This window comes from Neisseria sp. P0001.S005 (assembly GCF_051963715.1).
Map to the genome: position 1 here is coordinate 15,078 of NZ_JBQCTZ010000011.1, position 21,399 is coordinate 36,476.

Consider the following 21,399-nt stretch of genomic DNA (forward strand, 5'->3'; position numbering starts at 1 on the left):
AATAAAGGCAGCCAGTGCATACTGACTGCCTTCTTACCAATTATTTTGCCTGCCAAGAATCTTTCAGTGTCACAGTGCGGTTAAACACCGGTGTGTCTTTGCTGTGGTCTTTGCGGTCGGTGACGAAATAGCCGATGCGTTCAAACTGCCAACGGCTCTCCGCCGGCAAATCTTTTACGACAGGCTCGGCGTAGGCGGTGATTTCCTTGATGGATTCAGGGTTGAGAAAATCGGTGAACGGCAGGTAGTTGCCGTCTTCGCCGCGCACGGCATCGGGACGCTCGACGGTAAAGAGGCGGTCGTACAGGCGGACTTTGATTTCGGCGGCGTGTTCGGCGGAAACCCAGTGAATCACGCCTTTGACTTTTCTGCCTTCAGGATTTTTGCCCAAGGTGTCGTGGTCGATGCTGCACTTGAGTTCAACCACATTGCCTGCCTCGTCTTTTACTACTTCATCGCACTTGATGACATAGCCGTGGCGCAAGCGCACTTCGCCGCCGGGAATCAGGCGTTTGAAGCCTTTGGGCGGATTTTCGGCAAAGTCATCGGCTTCGATGTAGATGGTTTGGGAAACAGGTACTTCGCGATCGCCCATTTCTTCGTGGTTCGGGTGGAACGCGGCACGGCGGCTTTGGGTTTTACCGGCTTCAAAGTTGGTCAGGGTTACTTTAAGCGGATTCAAAACCGCCATCAGGCGTGGCGCAGAGTTTTCCAACTCTTCACGAATCGCACCTTCCAACACGCTCATGTCGACGATGTTTTCAGATTTGGAAATACCCGCGCGTTTGGCAAACAGGCGCAGGCCTTCGGGCGTATAACCGCGGCGGCGCATACCTGAAATGGTCGGCATACGCGGATCATCCCAGCCGGCAACGTGGCCGTCTGAAACCAGTTGGTTTAGCTTGCGTTTGGACGTGATGGAATACAAAAGCTCCAAACGGGAAAATTCGTATTGGCGCGGACGGGTGGCGTGCGGCGCAGGGATGTTGTCCAACACCCAGTCATACAGCGGGCGGTGGGCTTCAAATTCGAGCGTACACAAGGAATGCGTGATACCTTCGATGGCATCGGAAATGCAATGCGTGTAGTCGTACATTGGGTAGATGCACCATTTGTCGCCGGTGTTGTGGTGATGGGCGCGGCGGATGCGGTAGATGACGGGGTCGCGCATATTGATGTTGCCTGATGCCATGTCGATTTTCAGGCGCAGGGTTTTGCTGCCGTCGGGGAACTCGCCGTTTTTCATGCGTGTGAACAAGTCGAGGTTTTCTTCGACGCTGCGGTCGCGGTAAGGGCTGTTTTTGCCTGCTTCGGTCAGCGTACCGCGGTATTCGCGCATTTCTTCGGGCGTCAAATCATCGACATACGCTTTGCCGTCTTTGATTAAACCGACGGCGTAGTCGTAAAGCTGGTCGAAATAGTTGGAAGCGAAACGCGGCTCGCCCGCCCAATGGAAACCGAGCCATTCAACGTCTTCTTTGATGGCGTTGACGTATTCGTCGTTTTCTTTTTCAGGATTGGTATCGTCAAAACGCAGGTTGCACAAGCCGTCGTAAATATAAGCCAAACCAAAATTCAGGCAGATGGATTTGGCGTGGCCGATGTGCAAATAGCCATTCGGCTCGGGCGGGAAACGGGTTTGGATGGCTGTATGTTTACCGCTTTTGAGGTCTTCTTCGATAATAGTGCGGATAAAGTGGTTGTCCGCGAATTGGTCTTTATTCAACATAATATTTCTTTGATGGGAAAATGATTTTCTGTTTTCAGACGGCCTGAACATTCAATCAGGCCGTCTGAAAGGAATGGAATGATGGCTCAATTGTACCCGACTTGGCTACTTTGATACAGGGTCGGCAACCTGCCATGCTACGCCGCGTTCGTTTAGGGTTTTCTGCATGGCGGCGGATGGTGGGCGGTCGGTAAACAGCTTATCGAATGCGCCGATATCGCCCAGTCTGACCAAGGCATTGCTGTTGAACTTGCTGTGATCGACGCCGAGATAGCGCACGCGGGCATTGTTCACCATCGCCTGCATCACGCTGACTTCCTTGTAATCGTCATCCAAAAGTGAGCCGTCGTTTTCTATGCCGTGGGTACTCATGATGGCATAGTCGACTTTGAATTGGTTGATGAAATCGACGGTCGCCACGCCGGTAATACCGCCGTCCAAGGGGCGGACCACGCCGGAAGCGATGATGACTGTGTAATCGGTACGCGCCGCAGTGATCGAGGCGGCGTAGATATTGTTGGTGATAATCCGCAGATTTTTACGCTGTCTGACCAATTCGGCGGCGACGGCTTCCATGGTGGTGCCGATGCTGATAAACAGCGAGGCATTGTCGGGAATGGTGGAAGCAATCAGACGGGCAATAGCGTTTTTTTCCTGCTGCTGATGGTTGCGCCTCTCCTGCCCTGCCGTTACGACTGAAACATCGCCCAAAGATGCGCCGCCGTGATAGCGTTTGAGCTGCCCGGTTTCGCTCAATTCCTGCACATCGCGGCGTATGGTTTGCGGCGTAACATCCAAATTCGCCGCCAATTCTTCTACCGTCATAAAATTATGTTCGCGGACAAGGCTGAGGATATGTTCGTGTCTTTGGATTTTGGGTTTCATGGCGTTTCGTTTTGTAGGGATAAACCAATGGCCGTCTGAATATTTCAGACGGCCTTTTTCATTGTCAAACCGATTACATCTCGAGTTTCTGTTCCAAGCGTTCCATGCACGCGCCCAAGTGGCGGCGCATGACTTTGGTCACACGGTTGCGCTTGCCTGCCAGCAACAAATCGAGGATTTCTCGGTGTTCATGGTGTGAATTGGAATCGATGTTGCGCTTTTCTTTGCGAAGCGGATCGGAAACGGCCACAATCAATGAAGAGCGCGCGCATAAGGTATTCATGATTTCAAACAGGACATCGTTGTCCAGCAGCCGCGCCAATTCGACATGGAAGGCATTGGACAGGCGGTTCCAACCCACGCGGTCGCCACTTTCGGAAGCTGCACCCTCTTGCTCAATCATGGCGTAAAGCGGTTTCAGACGCGTTTCCAAATCAGGCATATCGATAAGGACGCTCAAAATCATGCTTTCCATTTCGATACGCGTGTTGAACACGTCTTTCATTTCTTTCAAGTCCGGCACATGGACAAATGCGCCGCGGTTGGGCTGCAAATCGACGATTTTATCGTGCGCCAAAAGCGACAATGCGCCACGCACGGTATTGCGCGAGCAAACCATTTGTCGGCAAAGCTCGGACTCGGTCAGTTTTTTGCCCGGCAGCAGCAGATGGTCGGTAATGCCGTCCAAAATCAATGCGTACACTCGGAAGAGTTCCGAATCGTGACGCTCTTCCAAAATAAGCGATGAAGTTGCAGGCGCAATGTTGGTATTATTTTCGTAATCCATACTGTTTCCCCAGTATCCGTATTAAGGCGCAAGCGTTTACAAACCTGCAGCTTTCGGGGGTGTTTAAAATATAATTAAAAATTGTTGACAATGTTAAACGAAACTTGCACAATGAGATCAACAAGCCAAGTTATAAAGGCTGATAGAGAGAGAGAAAAAGGAATAAAAAGCAAGCAGATATATTCATGTTAATGCGTGAATATATCTGCTTTTTTTGTGGGTAGCCGGTTCACGCTCCGGCACGCCCACCCTGAAACCGCCCTATTCTGTTTCGACAATCTCGAAGCTGTGGCTCATTTTTGCCGCTTTGCCCAGCATAATCGATGCGGAGCAATATTTTTCGGCAGACATCTGTACGGCGCGTTCAATCGCGCTTTCTTGCAAATCCTGACCATACACTTTGAAATGGATATGGATTTCGGTAAACACGCGCGGCGCTGTGTCGGCGCGTTTGGCAGTCACTTCGGCACGGCAGTCGGTAATTTTTTGGCGTTGTTTCTCGGCAATCATCACGACATCGATGCTGGAACAGCCTGCTACACCCAACAACAGCATTTCCATCGGGCTTGGGCCGCGTTTGACTTCGCCTTCAGCCGCCGCGCCTTCCATCACAACGCTGTGTCCGTTTGCCGTTGTACCGACGAAGCACATTCCATCTATCCATTTTGAAGTAACTTGCATGGTGTCTTTTTTATCCGTAAAAGCATTAATCCGATATTGTAAACAATTTCAAGTGATAAACCTAGTCAGGCCGTCTGAAAAATACAATCAATTACAATCGGCCTAAACGCATTATTCGTCCCGATACGCCCAATGGTTGACCGGCCCGTGTCCTGCCCCGATGCCCAAAGGATAGGAAATGGCGGCGGCAATATAGTTTTTTGCCGTTTGAACCGCCTCGGGTACGCTAAACCCTTTTGCCAACTCGGCAGTGATGCAGGCAGAAAATGTGCAGCCCGTGCCATGGGTATGCGGCGTTGTGAAACGTTTGCTGTTCAGCTCGATGGTTTCATATTGCGTAAACAGCCAGTCGGTGCAATATTCGCTTTGGCTGTCGGCAAGATGGCCACCCTTAATTACCACATTTTTCACACCCCAATCCTGAAGAATTTTGGCGGCGCGTTCCGCATCTTGGCGGTTTTCAATATTGATACCCGTCAATGCCTGCGCTTCGGGCAGATTGGGGGTCAATACGTCCGTATGCGGCAACAGCAGGCGTTTCATGGCTTCAACGGCTGAATTTTCCAACAACGGCGCTCCGCCTTTGGCAATCATGACCGGATCCAACACGCGTTTGCCGAAGTCGCATTCGGCGGTTTGTTCCGCCACGCATTCGATGATTTCCGCCGTACCCAACATGCCGATTTTATAGGCACGGATTTGGAAATCCTCCTGAATCGCGGCAATTTGCGCAGCAATCATGTCGGTCGGTATCGGATGCACTGCCGATACGCCCAAAGTATTTTGTGCGGTAACCGCTGTCAGTACGCTGGTACCGAACACGCCGCGCATCTGAAATGTCTTCAAATCTGCCTGTATGCCCGCGCCGCCGCCGGAATCTGAGCCGGCAATCGTCAGCGTTTGAATAAAAAGTTCGTCCATCATATCCTCCTGTTTTTCAGACGGCCTTGTGTTTATCGTTGTTGAGAGCAGTTTGGTTTTATCCGCAAACAAAGGCATTCGCCGTCTATCTTTCCGAATGCCTTATTTGTTGTTTTACCAAAAACAAATGTACGTTCTCGGGCGGAATATCTTAACAAACAAAAGGCCATCTGAAAACTATTTTCATTTTCAGACGGCCTGTTCAATTTTAAACCTATTCAGGCTTATTCTTCGTATGCGTCAATCGGCAAGCAGGAGCAAACCAGATTGCGGTCGCCATACACTTCATCTACCCGTTTGACGCTCGGCCAGAATTTGTGTTCGCGAACGAACGGCAATGGGAAGACGGCTTCTTCGCGAGAGTACGGATGCGCCCATTCACCGGTTACATCTGCTGCGGTATGCGGAGCGTTCACCAGCGGATTATCCTCTTTCGGCCATTCGCCGCGCTCGACTTTCAGCACTTCCTGTTTGATTTGTTTCAGGGCGGCGATGAAGCGGTCGAGTTCGGCTTTGCTTTCGCTCTCGGTCGGCTCAATCATCAGCGTGCCGGCAACAGGGAAGGAAACCGTCGGCGCGTGGAAGCCGTAGTCCATCAGGCGTTTGGCGATGTCGGTTTCAGTGATGCCGCTTTCGGCTTTGAGCGGACGCAAATCGACGATACATTCGTGCGCGACGCGGCCGTTTTTGCCTGTATACAGAATCGGATAGTCTTCGCTCAGGCGTTTGGCAACGTAGTTGGCGTTGAGCAATGCCCAGCACGTTGCCTGCTCCATGCCTTGTTTACCCATCATGGTCAGGTACATCCAGGTAATCGGCAGGATAGACGCAGAACCGAAGGCCGCAGCAGCAACGGCGGTTTGGTCGGCACTGGCGCTGTGGGTATCGGTCAAAGCGTGTCCCGGTGCAAACGGGGCAAGGTGGGCTTTCAAACCGATAGGACCGACGCCCGGACCGCCGCCGCCGTGAGGGATACAGAAGGTTTTGTGCAGGTTCATGTGCAACACGTCCGCGCCGACTTCGGCAGGCTGCATGATGCCAATTTGGGCGTTGAGGTTGGCACCGTCCATGTAAACCTGTCCGCCGTTTTCATGGATGATGCGGCAGATGTCGCGGATGCCTTCTTCGTACACGCCGTGGGTGGACGGGTAAGTAATCATGATGGCGGACAAAGCGTCGCGGTATTGCTCGGCTTTGGCTTTCAAATCGTCGATGTTGACGTTGCCGTGTTCGTCGGTGTCGACAACGACGACTTTCAAACCCAGCATGGCCGCAGTCGCAGGGTTGGTGCCGTGGGCGGATTTGGGAATCAGGCAGATGTTGCGGTGTCCCTCGCCGTTGGCTTCTTGATAGCGGCGGATGGAGAGCATGCCGCTGTATTCACCCTGCGCGCCGGAGTTGGGCTGGAAGGAAATCGCGTCAAAGCCGGTGATGGCTTTCAGGCTGTTTTCCATGTCGGTCAAAAGCGCGCGGTAGCCTGCGGCTTGGTCTTTGGGGGCGTAGGGGTGGATGTCGGTGAACTCTGCCCAAGTAATCGGCAACATTTCCGCAGTCGCGTTGAGTTTCATGGTGCAGCTGCCCAATGAAATCATGCTGCGGTTCATCGCCAAATCGCGGTCTTCGAGTTTTTTCAGATAGCGCAGCATTTCGTGTTCGGTGTGGTAACTGTTGAACACAGGATGTTGCAGAATGTCGTCTTGACGCAGCAATTCGGCGTTCAGACGGCCTTTGACGTCATCGGCAAATGTGAACGTATCTTTGCCGGTAAACACGCGGTACAAATCAACCAAATCTTCGCATGCCGATGTTTCATGGAATGCAGCCGCAACTTGAGTATCGCTGACGCGGCGCAGGTTATAACCCGATTCTAAAGCAGCGGCAAACACCTGGTCTGCTTTCTCTTTGCTGCCAAAATCGACGGTAACGGTATCGAAGAAGACTTTGTGAACCACATTCAGGCCGTCTGAAACCAGCGCATCGGCAAAGGCAGAAGCCAACGCATGGATACGGTTGGCAATGCGTTTCACGCCTTCAGGGCCATGGTAAACGGCATACATACCGGCCAAGTTCGCCAACAATGCTTGTGCGGTACAAATATTGGATGTCGCTTTTTCGCGGCGGATGTGTTGCTCGCGGGTGGACAAAGCCATGCGCAAGGCAGGCTTGCCCGATGCGTCTTTGGACACACCGATGATACGGCCTGGGGCAGAACGCTTGAACTCGTCTTTAAACGCGAAATAAGCAGCGTGCGGACCGCCGAAGCCCATCGGCACGCCGAAGCGTTGGGTGTTACCCAAAGCAATATCTGCGCCCAATTCAGCCGGAGACTTCAGCAAAACCAAGCTCATGATGTCGGCGGCAACGGCCACGATTGTGCCTTTTGCTTTCAGACGGCCGATAACGTCCTGCAAGTCTTGCACGTCGCCGTCTTTGCCGACGTATTGGAACAGCGCGCCGAAGTATTCGCCTTCATCCGCTTTAGCAAAATCGCCGACCACCAGCTCGAAGCCGAAATATTTGGCGCGGGTTTTCATCACGTCCAAAGTCTGCGGATAGACGCGCGCATCCACAAAGAAACGCTCGGATTTCACTTTGCCCACGCGGTGCGCCATCGCCATCGCTTCCGCCGCGGCAGTTGCCTCATCCAACAAAGACGCGCCTGCCACAGGGAAACCGGTCAAATCGATACACACTTGTTGGAAGTTCAACAAAGCTTCCAAACGGCCCTGGGCAATTTCCGCCTGATACGGGGTGTAGGCAGTGTACCAACCCGGATTTTCCAATACGTTGCGCAAAATCACGTTCGGCACGCGGGTCGGGTAATAGCCCAAACCGATATAGGATTTGTTGATCACGTTTTTAGACGCGATGCCTTTCAATTTCGCCAACGCATCCGCCTCGGTCAACGCTTCGGGCAAATCGAGTTCGGACGGCATACGGATGCTTTGCGGCACGGTGTTGCCGACAAAATCATCCATGCTCTTCTCGCCGAGCGCTTCCAAAAGCGCAGCCTCGTCGCCAAAACTCAAATGGCGCGCGGCAAATTCGTTCGGGTTGAACAATTCAGATAGTTTCATTTCTACTCCTTCGGTGTTATCGATATCAACACTGTTTTTTCTTGCAGATGTTGTTTCAGACGGCCTCCGCCCACTTTGGACGACATGCCAATATTTCCCTATAAACCGGACAGGTTTCCACATGCGCTCCAGGTAGGTAGCCGGTACTCATCAGAAATTCGCCGACGATTTCGCCACCGACAAATTTGAAATGTTTTTTAAACAGCTTCACCCATTCAGCCTTGTCGAGCGGATGGTGTGTATCCAGCCAGTTTTTGAATGAGCCGTATTCTTGCCGTATTTGTTTGATTTGTCGCGCGTTATAAATGGCTGCGTTGATTTTCAGGCGGTTGCGGACGATGCCTGCATCGGCAAGCAACCGCTCAATATCGGCTTCATCAAATGCGGAGACCGTATCGATGTCAAAACCTTTAAATGCCGTCTGAAATGCCTGCTGCTTCTTCAGCATCAGCGTCCAGCTCAATCCTGCCTGATTGATTTCCAACACCAGCCGCTCAAACAATTCATTGTCGTCCTCAATCGGAAAACCGTATTGCGTGTCGTGATAATGTTTGTTGGGATTGTCCGTATCGTCGGGAAGCGTGGCGACAAATTCGCAGTAATTCATGTTTGCTAAGGAAAAATTGAAACAAAGGCCGTCTGAAAGCATTTTTCAGACGACCTAAGACCTGCAATATCAAACAGATGAAAAACCTGTTTGAATGTTTGCAAAAATCAAGCTACTTCGCCTGCGTATTGTTCGGCAGTCAGCAGACCGTCGTAATCGGCAGGGTTGGCAGGTTTGATTTTGAAGAACCAGCCTGCGCCGTAAGGATCGCTGTTGGCAGTTTCCGGAGCGCTTGGCAAATCTTCGTTGACGGCAACGATTTCGCCTGCAATCGGAGCGTATACGTCAGATGCGGCTTTTACAGACTCAACCACACCGGCTTGCTCTTCGGCAGCCAGGTTTGCGCCGACTTCGGGCAGCTCGACAAACACGATGTCGCCCAACAGCTCTTGCGCGTGATGGGTAATGCCGACGGTGATGGTACCGTCTTCTTCAAGGCGCAGCCATTCGTGGCTGGCAACGTATTTCAGTTCTGCTGGGATGTTGCTCATGGTTTGATACTCCATTGATAGGGGGTTATTTTCAGACGGCATCTTCATAGATGCCTTGTTCAATGCTTTCTACAAACGTCCGTACCGGACGACAATTAAAACCTGCTTTCAGAAGGCCCTTAACAAATAAAGGCCGTCTGAACCGATATTAATCAAACTGTTTTTGACCGTTGCGGACGAACGGCAGCTTCAGTACGCGCACATCCACTTCTTTACCACGCATCAGCACTTTGGCGGTATCGCCGTCAAAGTCTTTCGGTACGCGGGCGATGGCGATGGATTGTTTCAGGCTTGGCGAGAATACGCCGCTGGTGGTTTCGCCTTGACCTTTGTCGGTCAACACTTCCATATGCGCGCGCAGGATGCCGCCTTTTTCGAGCAACAGGCCGACCTGTTTCACGGCAACGCCTTTTTCTTTCAATGCCACCAATGCGGCTTTGCCGACGAAATCGCGGCTTTCGTCTTTCAAATCAACGGTCCAACCCATGCCTGCTTCGAGCGGGCTGGTATTGTCGTCCATATCGTTGCCGTAGAGGTTCATACCGGCTTCCATGCGCAGGGTGTCGCGTGCGCCGAGGCCGCAAGGCTGTACGCCGGATTGTTGCAGGGCTTTGAAGAATGCGACGGCTTCGGTACCGGGCAGGATGACTTCGACACCGTCTTCGCCGGTGTAGCCTGTACGGGCGACAAACCAGTCGTTGCCCAAGTCTGCACCTTGGAACGGTTTGAGGCCGTGAATTACGTCTGCCCATTCAGGTTTGACGGTCAGGAGTTTTTCGATGGCTTTAGGGCCTTGTACAGCAAGCATGCCGAGATCGTAGCGCGGATTGAAGGCAACGCCGAACTCTTGTCCGACTTTGTGGAATTGCGCCGTATCTTTTTCGCGAGTCGCGCCGTTGGACACGATGCGGTATTGGGTTTCGGCTTCGTTGGTGCGGTAAACGATTAAGTCGTCAATCACGCCGCCGTTGTCGTTGAGCAAAGCGGAATAAAGGGCTTTGCCGACAAAAGCAAGTTTGGCGACATCGTTGGCAATCAATTTGCGGAAAAAGGCTTTGGCATTTGCGCCTGCTACGTCGGTAACGAGCATATGGGATACGTCAAACATACCGGCGTCGGTGCGCACGGCTTCGTGTTCGGCGATTTGTGAACCATAATGGATGGGCAGCTCCCAGCCGGCAAAATCTACCAGCTTCGCGCCTGCATCTTGATGGGCTTGATGAAATGGGGTGGTTTTCAGAGCAGTCATTCTCAAGTTTCTCCGGATTTTTTGTTCAGATGCCGCCCGCGCACCTGTGCGCGGATGACCCTATCTGTCCTTGAACCTGAGATTTTCGGCCGTATCCGCATGATGGCAAACCAGTCTGCTCACTGCTTTGCGCGGTTGTCTGAATGGTGGTTCAGACGGCCTTCTCCCCTTCGGTGGACGTTATTCCAACGCCGCTCTCCAGATTGTTTGTTTCAATGTGCAGTCCCTGATACCTGAGCGATTTAAGGGTGTCTGCGCCTTCGGTGGTTACATTGTAGTTGGGTGTAACACTCTCCTGCACATTTCCCGATTATGTCTTGAATCGGCAGTTTGGGCAAGTAGCCGACGAATATTTATGATGTGAATATCCGTCTTTTTATTGGGGCGGCAAAACTTGAGCCTTTATAAAATTGTTAGCTATGCGGCAAATGTTTTTGCAAAAGTCTCAGGCCGTCTGAAGCCCTTACCCGTTTTTCCTATATAATTCTGTTTTTTAGATTTATCCGCGCCCATCATGAACCGCCTCAAACGCATTAAAACCATCCTCTGCACGCTCTACCGCTACCGCCTTGCCGAGCTGATTGCCTCGCTGGTCCGTCCGGGTTGGGCGCGGACTTTCCTCAATATGCTGCCGCAGTCGTCCAAGTTCAAACACGAAATGCCTGCCGTGCGCCTGCGTTTGGCGTTGGAAAGCCTGGGGCCGATTTTCATCAAATTCGGGCAGGTATTGTCCACGCGTCCCGATTTGATTCCGCACGATTACGCGGTCGAACTGGCAAGGCTGCAAGACAAAGTGCCGCCGTTTGACGCGCAACTTTCACGCTCGCAAATCGAAAAATCACTGGGACAATCCATCGACACTTTATACGCGGAATTTGAAACAGAGCCTGTCGCCAGCGCGTCCATCGCCCAAGTACACAAAGCCCGCCTGCATTCGGGCGAACAGGTCGCCGTGAAAGTCTTGCGCCCCAACCTTTTGCCCGTTATCGAACAGGATTTGTCGCTGATGCGCTTTGGTGCAGGCTGGGTGGAGCGTTTGTTTTCAGACGGCAAGCGTTTGAAGCCGCGCGAAGTAGTGGCCGAATTTGACAAATACCTGCACGACGAATTGGACTTGATGCGCGAAGCCGCCAATGCCAGCCAGCTCGGTCGCAATTTCCAAAACAGCGATATGCTGATTGTGCCGAAGGTGTTTTACGACTACTGCACCAGCGACGTGCTGACCATCGAATGGATGGACGGCACACCGGTATCCGATATTGCCAAACTCAAAGCAGACGGCATTGATTTGCACAAACTTGCCGATTACGGCGTGGAAATCTTCTTCACGCAAGTTTTCCGTGACGGTTTTTTCCATGCGGATATGCACCCCGGCAATATTCTGGTCGCCGCCGACAACCGCTACATCGCCCTCGATTTCGGCATCGTCGGCACGCTGACCGACTACGACAAGCGCTATCTCGCCATCAACTTCCTCGCCTTTTTCAACCGCGACTACCACCGCGTCGCCACTGCCCACATCGAATCGGGTTGGGTGCCTGCCGACACGCGCGCGGAAGAATTGGAAGCCGCCGTCCGCGCCGTGTGCGAACCGGTGTTCAACAAACCGATTTCACAAATTTCCTTCGGCTTGGTGCTAATGCGCCTGTTTGAAGTCAGCCGCCGCTTCAATGTCGAAATCCAACCGCAGTTGGTATTGCTGCAAAAAACGCTGCTCAACATCGAAGGTTTGGGCCGCCAACTCGATCCCGATTTGGACTTGTGGAAAACCGCCAAACCATTTTTGGTGCGCTGGATGAACGAACAGGTCGGCCCCAAAGCCCTTTGGCGCAACCTCAAAAACGAAGCCCCCGACTGGGCGCAAATCATCCCTTCCCTGCCGCGCAAAATCAGTGCGCTGGTTGATGAGAACCGCCAACAGGAAATGCGCGATGCCTATGTGCATCTGGTCAAAGTACAGCAACGCCAAAGCCTGTGGCTGGGTATGATTGCGGTTGTTTTGCTGCTGATTTTGCTGTTTAAGTAAACCGTAATACAGCTTTAAACGACATAACAAAGGCCGTCTGAAATTTAGTTTTCAGACGGCCTTTTATATACCAACCTATTCTTTTTTCTCGTGCTGAACATGTCCGCTTTCGGCTTCGATATGCCGTCTGAAGCGCAAACCTGCGGCATGGTAAAACGGATGCGGCGAGAATTGGCGCGAGACTTGCGAAGCGAAGATGCAAGTCAGCAACATCCAAAACAGTAAATTCTGTCCGCCCGTCATTTCCATTACCACCACGGCGGCGGTCAACGGCGATTGGGTCGCGGCGGCAAGGAACGCGGCCATGCAGAGCAAAACCGCGACATTGGACGCATCGCCCAATTGCGCGAAAGAAGCCATGTGTTCGCCTATCATCGCACCGATGGTTAACGACGGCGTGAAGATACCGCCGGGAATACCTGCCCAATAGCTGAACACAGTTGCCGCCCATTTTGCGGCGGCCAAGCCGAACGGCGCTTCATACGCGCCTTTAAGAGCGGCTGCGGCTTCGTGATAGCCCGTACCATAGGTTTTGCCTTGATAAAACGTACCGAGCAGCGCCAGCAAGATACCCATCACAAAAGCGACCACCAACAAATGACGGCGGATGAAACTGCGCCAGCGTACCGGCGCGAATGCTGCCGCGCCGCGATACAAAAAGCTGCCGAACAATCCGCCTGCCACGCCGCAGACAATACCCGACACCACGGCCCACATCAGCATGTTTGGCAGCTCGTGCCCTTGAAACCCTGAAAAATACGGGTTGTTGCCCTGTATCGCCACTTGAATGAAACCGGCTGCCAACACGCCCATCAGGATTTGGCGCTCCCAACGTAAAATCACGCCGCGTCCCAATTCTTCGATGGCAAAGACCACGCCGGCCAAAGGCGCGTTAAACGCCGCCGCCAAACCGCCGGCCGCACCTGCGGCAATCAAATCGTTTTCCTGCATGCCCCTAAACGCCAGCCCGTGCTTTTTACACCACGCACCCCAAGCGTTCATGACCGCCGCACCCACTTGTACAGACGGCCCTTCCCTGCCAATCGACGCCCCAAAAATCATGCCCAAAAACGTCAGCGGAATTTTAAAAAAGGTTTCTCCCAAACGAATCAGACGGGTTTTCTGCGCGCCATAAGGCAAAGACAAAGAAGCGATGACCTGAGGAATACCGCTGCCGGAAGTGTACGGCGCAAATTTGCGCGTAAACCATGCCAAAAGCGGCAAACCCAGCGGCAAAGCCACCCACGCAAACCACGGATATTTCCCTACCAACAAAGCGTTCCATTCCAAAGCCAAATCCGCCAAGTACGCAAACATCAAAGCCGTCAGGGCAACCAGTGCCGAGCCTGCCAGCAAAAACAGAAAGGCAATGCTCTTTTTGGACAGGCGTTTGGTTTGGCGGATTTTGTGGGCGAGGCGCGCCGCCCAAGTTTGGGGAAATTTCATCATAAACACGCAGTCAATGTGTTCAGACGGCCTTGATACTTTTCTCAAAGGCCGTCTGAAAACAAGAATAAAGGTTTTTAAGAACGGTAATCCGCGTTAATCGACACATACTCGTGCGACAAATCGCAGGTATAGACGGCCGCCGTCGTATCGCCGCGTTGCAAATCGATGCGGACGGTAATTTCCGGACGGTTCATCACCGCTTGTCCTGCTTCTTCGGTATAGCTTTCCGCGCGGCCGCCGTTTTCGGCCACTAACACGTCATCCAGCCACATTTTCAAAGCATCGACATCCAAGTCTTCAATACCGGCATAGCCGACGGCTGCCAACAGACGGCCCAAGTTCGGGTCGGAGGCAAAGAAAGCGGTTTTCACCAAAGGCGAATGGGCGACGGCATAAGCCACTTTGCGCGCCTCTTCGCGGGTTTTCGCGTTTTGCACTTCAACCGTGATGAACTTGGTCGCACCCTCGCCATCACGGACAATCGCCTGCGCCAATTCCAAAGCCAGCGAACCGAGCAAGGCTTTAAGCTGCGCATAGCGCGGATCGGCGGTATTGTCGATTTCGCTCTGACCGCAACGGCCTGTCGCCATAATCACGAAGCTGTCGTTGGTACTGGTATCGCCGTCCACGGTAATCGTATTGAAACTTTCGTCTGCGATTTCTTGTGTCATCAGTTGCAAAATCGGTTGGGACACTTTGGCATCAGTAGCGATAAACGACAACATGGTCGCCATATTAGGATGAATCATACCCGAACCTTTGGCGATGCCGGTGGCGCGGACTGTGTGTTTCTCGCCGACCAAGCCTGTGCGTGAAGCGGCTTTCGGTACAGTATCCGTCGTCATGATGGCACGAGCCGCGTCCGACCAGAATGCAGGGCGCACTTGCGGCAAAGCGGCCACGATTTTATCCACAGGCAACGGCTCCAAAATCACACCGGTCGAAAACGGCATAATCTGATTGGATTGGCAGCCGACCTGTTCCGCCGCCGCCGCGCACACTTTAATCGCGTCCAGACGGCCTTGTGCGCCGGTACCCGCATTGGCATTACCCGTATTGATGACTAAGGCACACACGCCGTCTTGGTCAAACAGATGCGACTTGGCGATATGCACCGGCGCGGCGCAGAAACGGTTTTGCGTAAACACCGCGCCCACCGTATGACCGCCGCCCAACACCATCAGCGTCAAATCGTCGCGGTCTTGTTGCTTGATGCCGGCACGACCTGTAAACAGACGGATGCCGTCGATTTCCAACAATTCGTCTGCACGTTTTTCAGTCAAATTTACAGCCATATCATTTTCTCCTGTTTACACTATTTTCAGACGGCCTAAACGCTATACGCCCAATAAGGGAATTAAGATAGGTACCAATATCGCCGTCAACACGCCGTTGAGCGTCAAGCCCAAGCCGGCATATGCGGCCATACGGCGGCCATATTCCAAAGACGCCGCAATACCCATCGCATGCGAGGCCGTACCCAAAGACATTCCCACTGAAGAAGGCATATACAACGCCCCTTTCAACACTTTATATCCGGCCATCTGGCCAAAAAGTCCGGCAATAATCACCGTTGCCGCCGTAATCGCCGGAATACCGCCGATGGACGCCGTGATTTCAATCGCAATCGGGTTGGTCACAGATTTGGAAGCCAGCGACAGAATCACTTCGCGCGAAGCACCCAGCCATTTGGCAAAATACACGCCTGTAACAATGCCCGTCACGCTGCCTGCCAACTGCGACAACACCACCGGCAACCACTGGCTGCGGATACGGTCCCAATTTCGATAAAGTGGCACCGCCAGCAACACGACTGCCGGTTTCAACCAAAAATCAATAAAGTGCGAAGCAGAATGGTACAGCTCGTAATCGATGGTAAATACCTTCAAATACCCCATCAACACCAGCGTACTGATCAATACCGGATTACACAGCACATTCCCCGTGCGCGCCCGAATCTGCACCGCCAAAGCATACACGGCCAAAGTCAGGAACAACATGACCGAGGGCATGCGCAACAGCCCGTCTATGTTCATCACATCCACCTCCTGACCCACTCATGCACTTTGCCGGTCACCAACAATACGCAGATCGTACTACCGATTGTGGCCGTCAAAATCGAAAACCAGTCATTTGCAATCACATCCAAATAGCTGATGACGGCCACGCAAGGCGGCACCAAAAACAAAGTCAGGTTTGCCATCAAAATGTCTGCCAGCTCTCCCACCCAAGACAATTTGACCCAGCCGGCCTGAAGCGCGACAAACAGCAAACCCATGCCGACAATACTGCCCGGCAGTTTCAACCCCAAAATCCAAACGGTTGCCTCGCCCAAAGCCAAGCAACCCAATACCACCAATAAGGCACGAATAATATTCATTAAGCCGGTTTCTCCTTATCCTTTTTCAGACGGCCTCAAAAAATTTATTAATCATTGAATCATATCGTGCCACAGGCCGTCTGAAAAGGGAAGAAACACCTTCCTTCAAGTTTAATGAAAGATAAGTATGATTACTCTAGCGGATTGGCTTAGGCAATATTGAAACCCCTACCCTGCTTTTTGTCTTTAACGGCCGCCGCAAACCGGGCATTCGGGATTACGTCTCACCCCGTATTGCTGCCATTTTCCGCTCAACGCGTTGTAGGTAGAAAGTTTGCCGTGCGACGGTGCACCGATACCGAGCAGCACTTTAAGCGCTTCGGCGGCTTGGGTCGTTCCGATAACGCCGACCAATGGCGAAAAAACGCCGAACAATGCACAAGCGCCGTCGCTGGCTTGTTCGCCGTCAAACAGGCAGGCATAGCAGGGCGTATCGGGAAGATCGGGACGGTACACGGCAATTTGTCCGTCAAAGCCGACGGCCGCGGCGGAAACCAAAGGCGTGCGCGTGGCAACGGCGACGCGGTTGACCGCCTGGCGCGTGGGATAATTGTCGGAACAATCGAGGATGATGTCGGCTGCGTTTGCCAATTCGACAAGCCTGGCTTCATCGAGAAATTCGGCAATGGCTGTAATGTGTGTTTGGCTGTTGATCTGTTTCAGACGGCCTTGCATGACCAAAGCCTTGTTTTTACCGATGTCGGCTTCGGTAAACGTGATTTGGCGTTGAAGGTTGGTCTCGTCAATGGTATCGGCATCGGCAATCGTCAGGCGGCCGATACCGGCGGCGGCAAGATACGGCAAGGCCGCCGCACCCAGTCCGCCGCAACCGACAACAAGCACATGGGCGGCCATGAGTTTTTCTTGGCCTTCGATACCGATTTCGTCAAGCAGGATATGGCGGCTGAACCGCAAGAGTTGTTGATCGTTCATCATAATGATAAGGCCGTCTGAAACCCAACGTTCAGACGGCCTGAATGGTTTAGAAATTAATATTTTCGTATGCGTTGTCAAACAGGAAAGGACGGCCTTCGCTGCTGGTTTCGGATTCGAGGCGGATGCCGCTGAGCATCATATTGCGGTCAACGTCTTTCATCATGTCGTAAACGCTCAAGAGCGCCAAATTGAGGCCGGCCAGGGCTTCGGTGGCAATGCTGCCGTTGCTGTGCGCTTGGACGGTCAGCGTGGCCTTCAGGCAGGCCAACTCAACGTTAATATCGAAATCAACCTGCACGCCGATGATGCGGCCGGGCAGGTGCAGCGGAATCAGGTTGGCAGTCTGTTTGATGCTCTGAATGGCGGCAACGCGGGCGATGGTCAGGATACTTGCCTTTTCGGTGGCATTCTCTATCAACACCCGTATCGCCTGCTGGCTCATGTTGACGGTGCCGACGGCGACGGCGGTGTGTTGTTCAGGAAAATCGGGCTGGTTGGGAAATTCAATCATGGGTTTCTCGCCTCTGTTTTGATGGGCAATATTTTACGGCATTTTACAGACAGCGACCACGCGGCGGATACGGACGGCTGTTTTCTGGTTTGAAATGTATCGGACGGCAGCATTGGCAGTTTACAAAAATTTGCTATACAATGGATTCAGGACAAACCCAAATTAACATTTAAATAAGAGAAAAATCATGCAACTGCATATCTTAAACAATCCCAAAGATGCCGCTTTGGCAGCGGATGCGGAATTTTTAAAACAGTCTCTTTTCAATCTGCTGCATGAGGAAGCGTCGCCTTTGGTAGTCGAAACCGTTAAGTTATTATCGACTTCAGACGACAGCGCTGCCTTGATTGAGAAGGTGTTGCCGCAATTGGACGAACAACAAACCCACGATTTAACCTTGGCCTGCGGCCTGTTCGCACAGATTTTGAACATCGCCGAAGACGTGCACCACGAACGCCGCCGCCAAATCCACGAAGATGCCGGCCACAGCGCAGCAGAAGGCAGCCTGACGGAAACCGTACGCAAACTCAAAGCCGGCAAAGTCAACGGCAAAGCGGTGCAACAACAACTGGACAACACGGTCGTTACCGCCGTTTTAACCGCGCACCCGACCGAAGTGCAACGCCAAACCGTCTTGAGCTTCAACCGCCGCATCCGCGCGCTGCTGCCGCAACGCGAACGCTGCACCAATCCTGATGCGCTGGCTCAGTTACGCCGCGAAATCGACACCGTGCTTTTGGGCTTGTGGCAGACCAGCGAAACGCGCCGCCACAAACTTAGCGTCAACGACGAGATCAACAACGGCGTATCCATCTTCCCGATGAGCTTCTTTGAAGCCCTGCCCAAACTCTACCGCACAATGGAACGCGATTTTCAGACGGCCTATCCCGGCGTCCGCGTTCCGAATATCCTTAAAATCGGCGGCTGGATCGGCGGCGACCGCGACGGCAACCCGTTCGTTTCTGCCGAAACCTTGCGTTTTGCGTTCAGACGGCATGCCGACGCAGTGTTCCGTTTCTATCGTGGCGAACTTGACAAACTTTACCGCGAACTGCCACTCTCCATCCGCCGCGTCAAAGTCAACGACGACGTGATGGCATTGGCCGCCCTCTCGCCTGACGAAGAAATCGCCCGTACCGAAGAACCCTACCGCCGCGCCATCGCCTACATCATGGCGCGCGCCATGGGCAAAGCGCGCTCACTCGGTTTGGGCATGGGCTGCAAATTCGGCTTCCTCGAGCCTTATGCTACGGTTGAAGAATTCCTCAACGACCTGAAAAAACTGCAACGCTCGCTCCACGAAAACGGCAGCCAACTGCTGGCAGAAGGCCGTCTGGCCGACATTATCCGCAGCGTGTCCGTATTCGGCTTCCACATGATGCCGCTTGACCTGCGCCAACACGCAGGCAAACACGCCGATGTGGTTGCCGAGCTTTTCCAACACGCAGGCTTGGAAGACTACAACAGCCTGAACGAAGAGCAAAAACAAACCGCCCTGTTGCGCGAATTGAGCCATCAACGTCCGCTGTACAGCCCGTTTATCACATACAGCGACCATACCCGCCACGAACTGGCAATTTTCAACGAAGCGCGCAAAATCAAAGACGAATTCGGTGAAGATGCCGTTACACAAAGCATTATTTCCAACTGCGAACAACCCAGCGACCTGCTCGCCTTGGCATTGCTACTGAAAGAAAGCGGCCTGTTGGTGGTAGAAAACGGCAAACCGCACAGCCGCATCAATATCGTGCCTCTGTTTGAAACCATCGAAGCGCTCGAAAACGCCTGCCCGGTCATGGAAACCATGTTCCGCCTCGACTGGTATGACGCCCTGCTCGAAAGCCGCGGCAACATTCAAGAAATCATGCTCGGCTACTCCGACTCCAACAAAGACGGCGGCTACGTTACCAGCTCATGGTGTCTGTATCAGGCAGAGTTGGGCTTGGTCGAACTCTTCAAAAAATACGAGGTCCGCATGCGCCTGTTCCACGGCCGCGGCGGCAGCGTAGGTCGCGGCGGCGGCCCTTCTTACCAAGCCATTTTGGCGCAACCTGCAGGCAGCGTTGCCGGACAAATCCGCATTACCGAGCAAGGTGAAGTCATTACCGCCAAATACGCCGACCCGGGCAATGCCCAACGCAACTTGGAAACCTTGGTTGCCGCGACGTTGGAAGCCAGCATCCTGCCGGACAAAAAAGACCCTGATGCCAAACTGATGCAGGATTTGTCGGACGTATCGTTCAAATACTACCGCGAACTGATTACCCACCCCGACTTCATCGACTACTTCCTGCAAACCAGCCCGATTCAGGAAATCGCCACCCTCAACCTCGGCAGCCGCCCCGCCAGCCGCAAAACCTTGGCGCGGATTCAGGACTTGCGTGCGATTCCGTGGGTATTCTCATGGATGCAAAACCGCCTCATGCTGCCGGCTTGGTACGGTTTTGGCAGCGCAGTGGAAACCTTGTGCGAAGGTAATCCCGACACACTGGCCGCCCTGCGCGAACATGCTCAAAGCAATCCGTTCTTCCAAGCCATGCTCTCCAATATGGAGCAAGTGATGGCGAAAACCGACATCACTTTGGCGGAAAACTATGCCGGCTTGAGCGAATCGCCCGATAAAGCAAAAGTCATCTTCGGCATGATCAAGGAAGAATACCAACGCAGCCGCAAAGCACTACTCGACCTGCTGCAAACCGAAGAGCTCCTGCGCGACAACCGCAGCCTCGCCCGTTCTCTTGCCTTGAGGATTCCATATCTGAACGCCCTCAACGGCCTGCAAGTCGCCATGCTCAAACGCCTGCGCAAAGAGCCCGACAATCCGCACGCCCTGCTGATGGTTCACTTGACCATCAACGGCGTGGCGCAAGGTTTGCGTAATACCGGTTAAGGCAGTACGGAAAAAAGGCCGTCTGAAACAGTTTTCAGACGGCCTTTAAATTAACTGCGAACCACGGCAAAGGCTTTACCCACGAAACCCCATACCGTTTTTCAACCTACTTACCCCTCTTCCCCTCTATTCATTTAACTTGCCCTGTATTTCAAACCATTACTGGCAACAGCAGATAATACACTGAAAAATCAAATTATTAACTTAATTATGGCAACCACTTCAGCATGGTGGATGGTTGACCTACTGACATACCTTACCGCGGCACTGCCCCATATCGCCGCACAATAAGCTTTCAGACAACCCTGAGGCCGTCTGAAAAACAAAAACATCTCACACCAAGGCAACTATCAATATGTTTGACATTGTATTTATCTTGTTATTCGGCAGGCTTCAGCCCCACAAAACGCCCGATTCATCCGACACGCCCGTCCCTTTTGGGCATTCGGCGGCAGGCTCGGCTTTAATTTATTTATGCATACGCATAGGAACAATCATCGTTCATGATTCGATTTCCGGAGCCATTGACAGCCTCCCCCTCATTCTGTTTCAAACAATCTGCATGTTCGGCTGTCTGGTTTTGTATTTTAAAATGTTGCGTACCGCATCCGACCCGAAATACCGGCAGATGATTTATTGGGTACTGGGCATTCTTTTGGGTTTGATCTTAAGCCTCCTGTCTGAAAAATTGTTTTATTTAACGGCTTTATTCATTTACTCATTCTTCGGAAGAACAATAAGCTGAATGTCTACCCCTCTTTTTTCAGACGGCCTTTTATC

The 21,399-nt window shown here is 52.7% G+C and carries 18 protein-coding genes and 1 riboswitch; of the genes, 3 read left to right on the forward strand and 15 right to left on the reverse strand.

Annotated features, from left to right (window positions below; genetic code table 11):
* Positions 1-40 precede the first annotated feature (40 nt).
* The 9 genes from ACTHSP_RS03010 to gcvT all read right to left on the reverse strand — a co-directional run bounded on the left by ACTHSP_RS03010 (position 41) and on the right by gcvT (position 10,427).
* Entirely contained in the window at positions 41-1,729 is a 1,689-nt protein-coding gene (locus tag ACTHSP_RS03010) for a glutamine--tRNA ligase/YqeY domain fusion protein (protein WP_440345617.1), read from the reverse strand.
* A gap of 105 nt (positions 1,730-1,834) precedes the next feature.
* The gene (locus ACTHSP_RS03015; protein WP_101755833.1) at positions 1,835-2,614 is read right to left on the reverse strand and encodes a DeoR/GlpR family DNA-binding transcription regulator; all 780 of its coding nucleotides are present in this window, start codon (positions 2,612-2,614) and stop codon (positions 1,835-1,837) included.
* A gap of 73 nt (positions 2,615-2,687) precedes the next feature.
* Positions 2,688-3,401: a GntR family transcriptional regulator gene (locus ACTHSP_RS03020; protein WP_070646633.1), complete on the reverse strand. Its 714-nt coding sequence runs from the start codon at positions 3,399-3,401 to the stop codon at positions 2,688-2,690.
* A 261-nt stretch (positions 3,402-3,662) separates the two neighbouring features.
* Positions 3,663-4,082: an OsmC family protein gene (locus ACTHSP_RS03025; protein ID WP_314511099.1), complete on the reverse strand. Its 420-nt coding sequence runs from the start codon at positions 4,080-4,082 to the stop codon at positions 3,663-3,665.
* A 111-nt stretch (positions 4,083-4,193) separates the two neighbouring features.
* Positions 4,194-5,003 carry a bifunctional hydroxymethylpyrimidine kinase/phosphomethylpyrimidine kinase gene (thiD, locus tag ACTHSP_RS03030; protein WP_314511101.1) on the reverse strand — a complete coding sequence of 270 codons (810 nt, stop codon included), beginning with the start codon at positions 5,001-5,003 and terminating at the stop codon, positions 4,194-4,196.
* Between the two features lie 224 nt (positions 5,004-5,227).
* Positions 5,228-8,080 (reverse strand): aminomethyl-transferring glycine dehydrogenase, encoded by a 2,853-nt coding sequence (gcvP, locus tag ACTHSP_RS03035; RefSeq protein WP_314511103.1) that lies wholly within the window; start codon positions 8,078-8,080, stop codon positions 5,228-5,230.
* Positions 8,081-8,135: 55 nt separating this feature from the next.
* Complete coding sequence (locus ACTHSP_RS03040; protein WP_314511105.1) at positions 8,136-8,687, reverse strand: DNA-3-methyladenine glycosylase I; 552 nt, start codon at positions 8,685-8,687, stop codon at positions 8,136-8,138.
* Positions 8,688-8,794: 107 nt separating this feature from the next.
* Positions 8,795-9,193 carry a glycine cleavage system protein GcvH gene (gcvH, locus tag ACTHSP_RS03045; RefSeq protein ID WP_063068454.1) on the reverse strand — a complete coding sequence of 133 codons (399 nt, stop codon included), beginning with the start codon at positions 9,191-9,193 and terminating at the stop codon, positions 8,795-8,797.
* Positions 9,194-9,326: 133 nt separating this feature from the next.
* Positions 9,327-10,427: a glycine cleavage system aminomethyltransferase GcvT gene (gcvT, locus tag ACTHSP_RS03050; RefSeq protein WP_314511108.1), complete on the reverse strand. Its 1,101-nt coding sequence runs from the start codon at positions 10,425-10,427 to the stop codon at positions 9,327-9,329.
* 210 nt (positions 10,428-10,637) lie between these two features.
* Positions 10,638-10,735: riboswitch (glycine riboswitch) on the reverse strand.
* 206 nt (positions 10,736-10,941) lie between these two features.
* On the opposite strand from gcvT, the gene ubiB reads away from it, so the two are divergent.
* On the forward strand, positions 10,942-12,453 hold the full coding sequence (ubiB, locus tag ACTHSP_RS03055; RefSeq protein ID WP_314511109.1) for a ubiquinone biosynthesis regulatory protein kinase UbiB: 1,512 nt from the start codon (positions 10,942-10,944) through the stop codon (positions 12,451-12,453).
* Positions 12,454-12,528: 75 nt separating this feature from the next.
* On the opposite strand, the gene ACTHSP_RS03060 is transcribed toward ubiB, so the two are convergent.
* The 6 genes from ACTHSP_RS03060 to ACTHSP_RS03085 form a co-directional block, all read right to left on the reverse strand.
* The gene (locus ACTHSP_RS03060; protein WP_440345620.1) at positions 12,529-13,899 is read right to left on the reverse strand and encodes a chloride channel protein; all 1,371 of its coding nucleotides are present in this window, start codon (positions 13,897-13,899) and stop codon (positions 12,529-12,531) included.
* A 77-nt stretch (positions 13,900-13,976) separates the two neighbouring features.
* Entirely contained in the window at positions 13,977-15,197 is a 1,221-nt protein-coding gene (argJ, locus tag ACTHSP_RS03065) for a bifunctional glutamate N-acetyltransferase/amino-acid acetyltransferase ArgJ (RefSeq protein ID WP_137040050.1), read from the reverse strand.
* 42 nt (positions 15,198-15,239) lie between these two features.
* Complete coding sequence (locus tag ACTHSP_RS03070; protein WP_440345621.1) at positions 15,240-15,938, reverse strand: LrgB family protein; 699 nt, start codon at positions 15,936-15,938, stop codon at positions 15,240-15,242.
* Complete coding sequence (locus tag ACTHSP_RS03075; RefSeq protein WP_440345618.1) at positions 15,938-16,282, reverse strand: CidA/LrgA family protein; 345 nt, start codon at positions 16,280-16,282, stop codon at positions 15,938-15,940. Before ACTHSP_RS03075 ends, ACTHSP_RS03070 begins: the two co-directional genes overlap by 1 nt.
* Positions 16,283-16,468: 186 nt before the next feature.
* The gene (locus ACTHSP_RS03080; protein ID WP_440345622.1) at positions 16,469-17,215 is read right to left on the reverse strand and encodes a HesA/MoeB/ThiF family protein; all 747 of its coding nucleotides are present in this window, start codon (positions 17,213-17,215) and stop codon (positions 16,469-16,471) included.
* A gap of 49 nt (positions 17,216-17,264) precedes the next feature.
* Positions 17,265-17,729: a cyclic pyranopterin monophosphate synthase MoaC gene (locus ACTHSP_RS03085; protein ID WP_154953147.1), complete on the reverse strand. Its 465-nt coding sequence runs from the start codon at positions 17,727-17,729 to the stop codon at positions 17,265-17,267.
* A 187-nt stretch (positions 17,730-17,916) separates the two neighbouring features.
* Here ACTHSP_RS03085 and ppc point away from each other — a divergent pair, with 187 nt between their 5' ends.
* Together ppc and ACTHSP_RS03095 are read left to right on the forward strand one after the other, a co-directional pair.
* Positions 17,917-20,619: a phosphoenolpyruvate carboxylase gene (gene ppc, locus ACTHSP_RS03090; RefSeq protein WP_440345619.1), complete on the forward strand. Its 2,703-nt coding sequence runs from the start codon at positions 17,917-17,919 to the stop codon at positions 20,617-20,619.
* 355 nt (positions 20,620-20,974) lie between these two features.
* Positions 20,975-21,364 (forward strand): hypothetical protein, encoded by a 390-nt coding sequence (locus tag ACTHSP_RS03095; RefSeq protein WP_314511115.1) that lies wholly within the window; start codon positions 20,975-20,977, stop codon positions 21,362-21,364.
* The last annotated feature ends 35 nt before the right edge of the window (positions 21,365-21,399 follow it).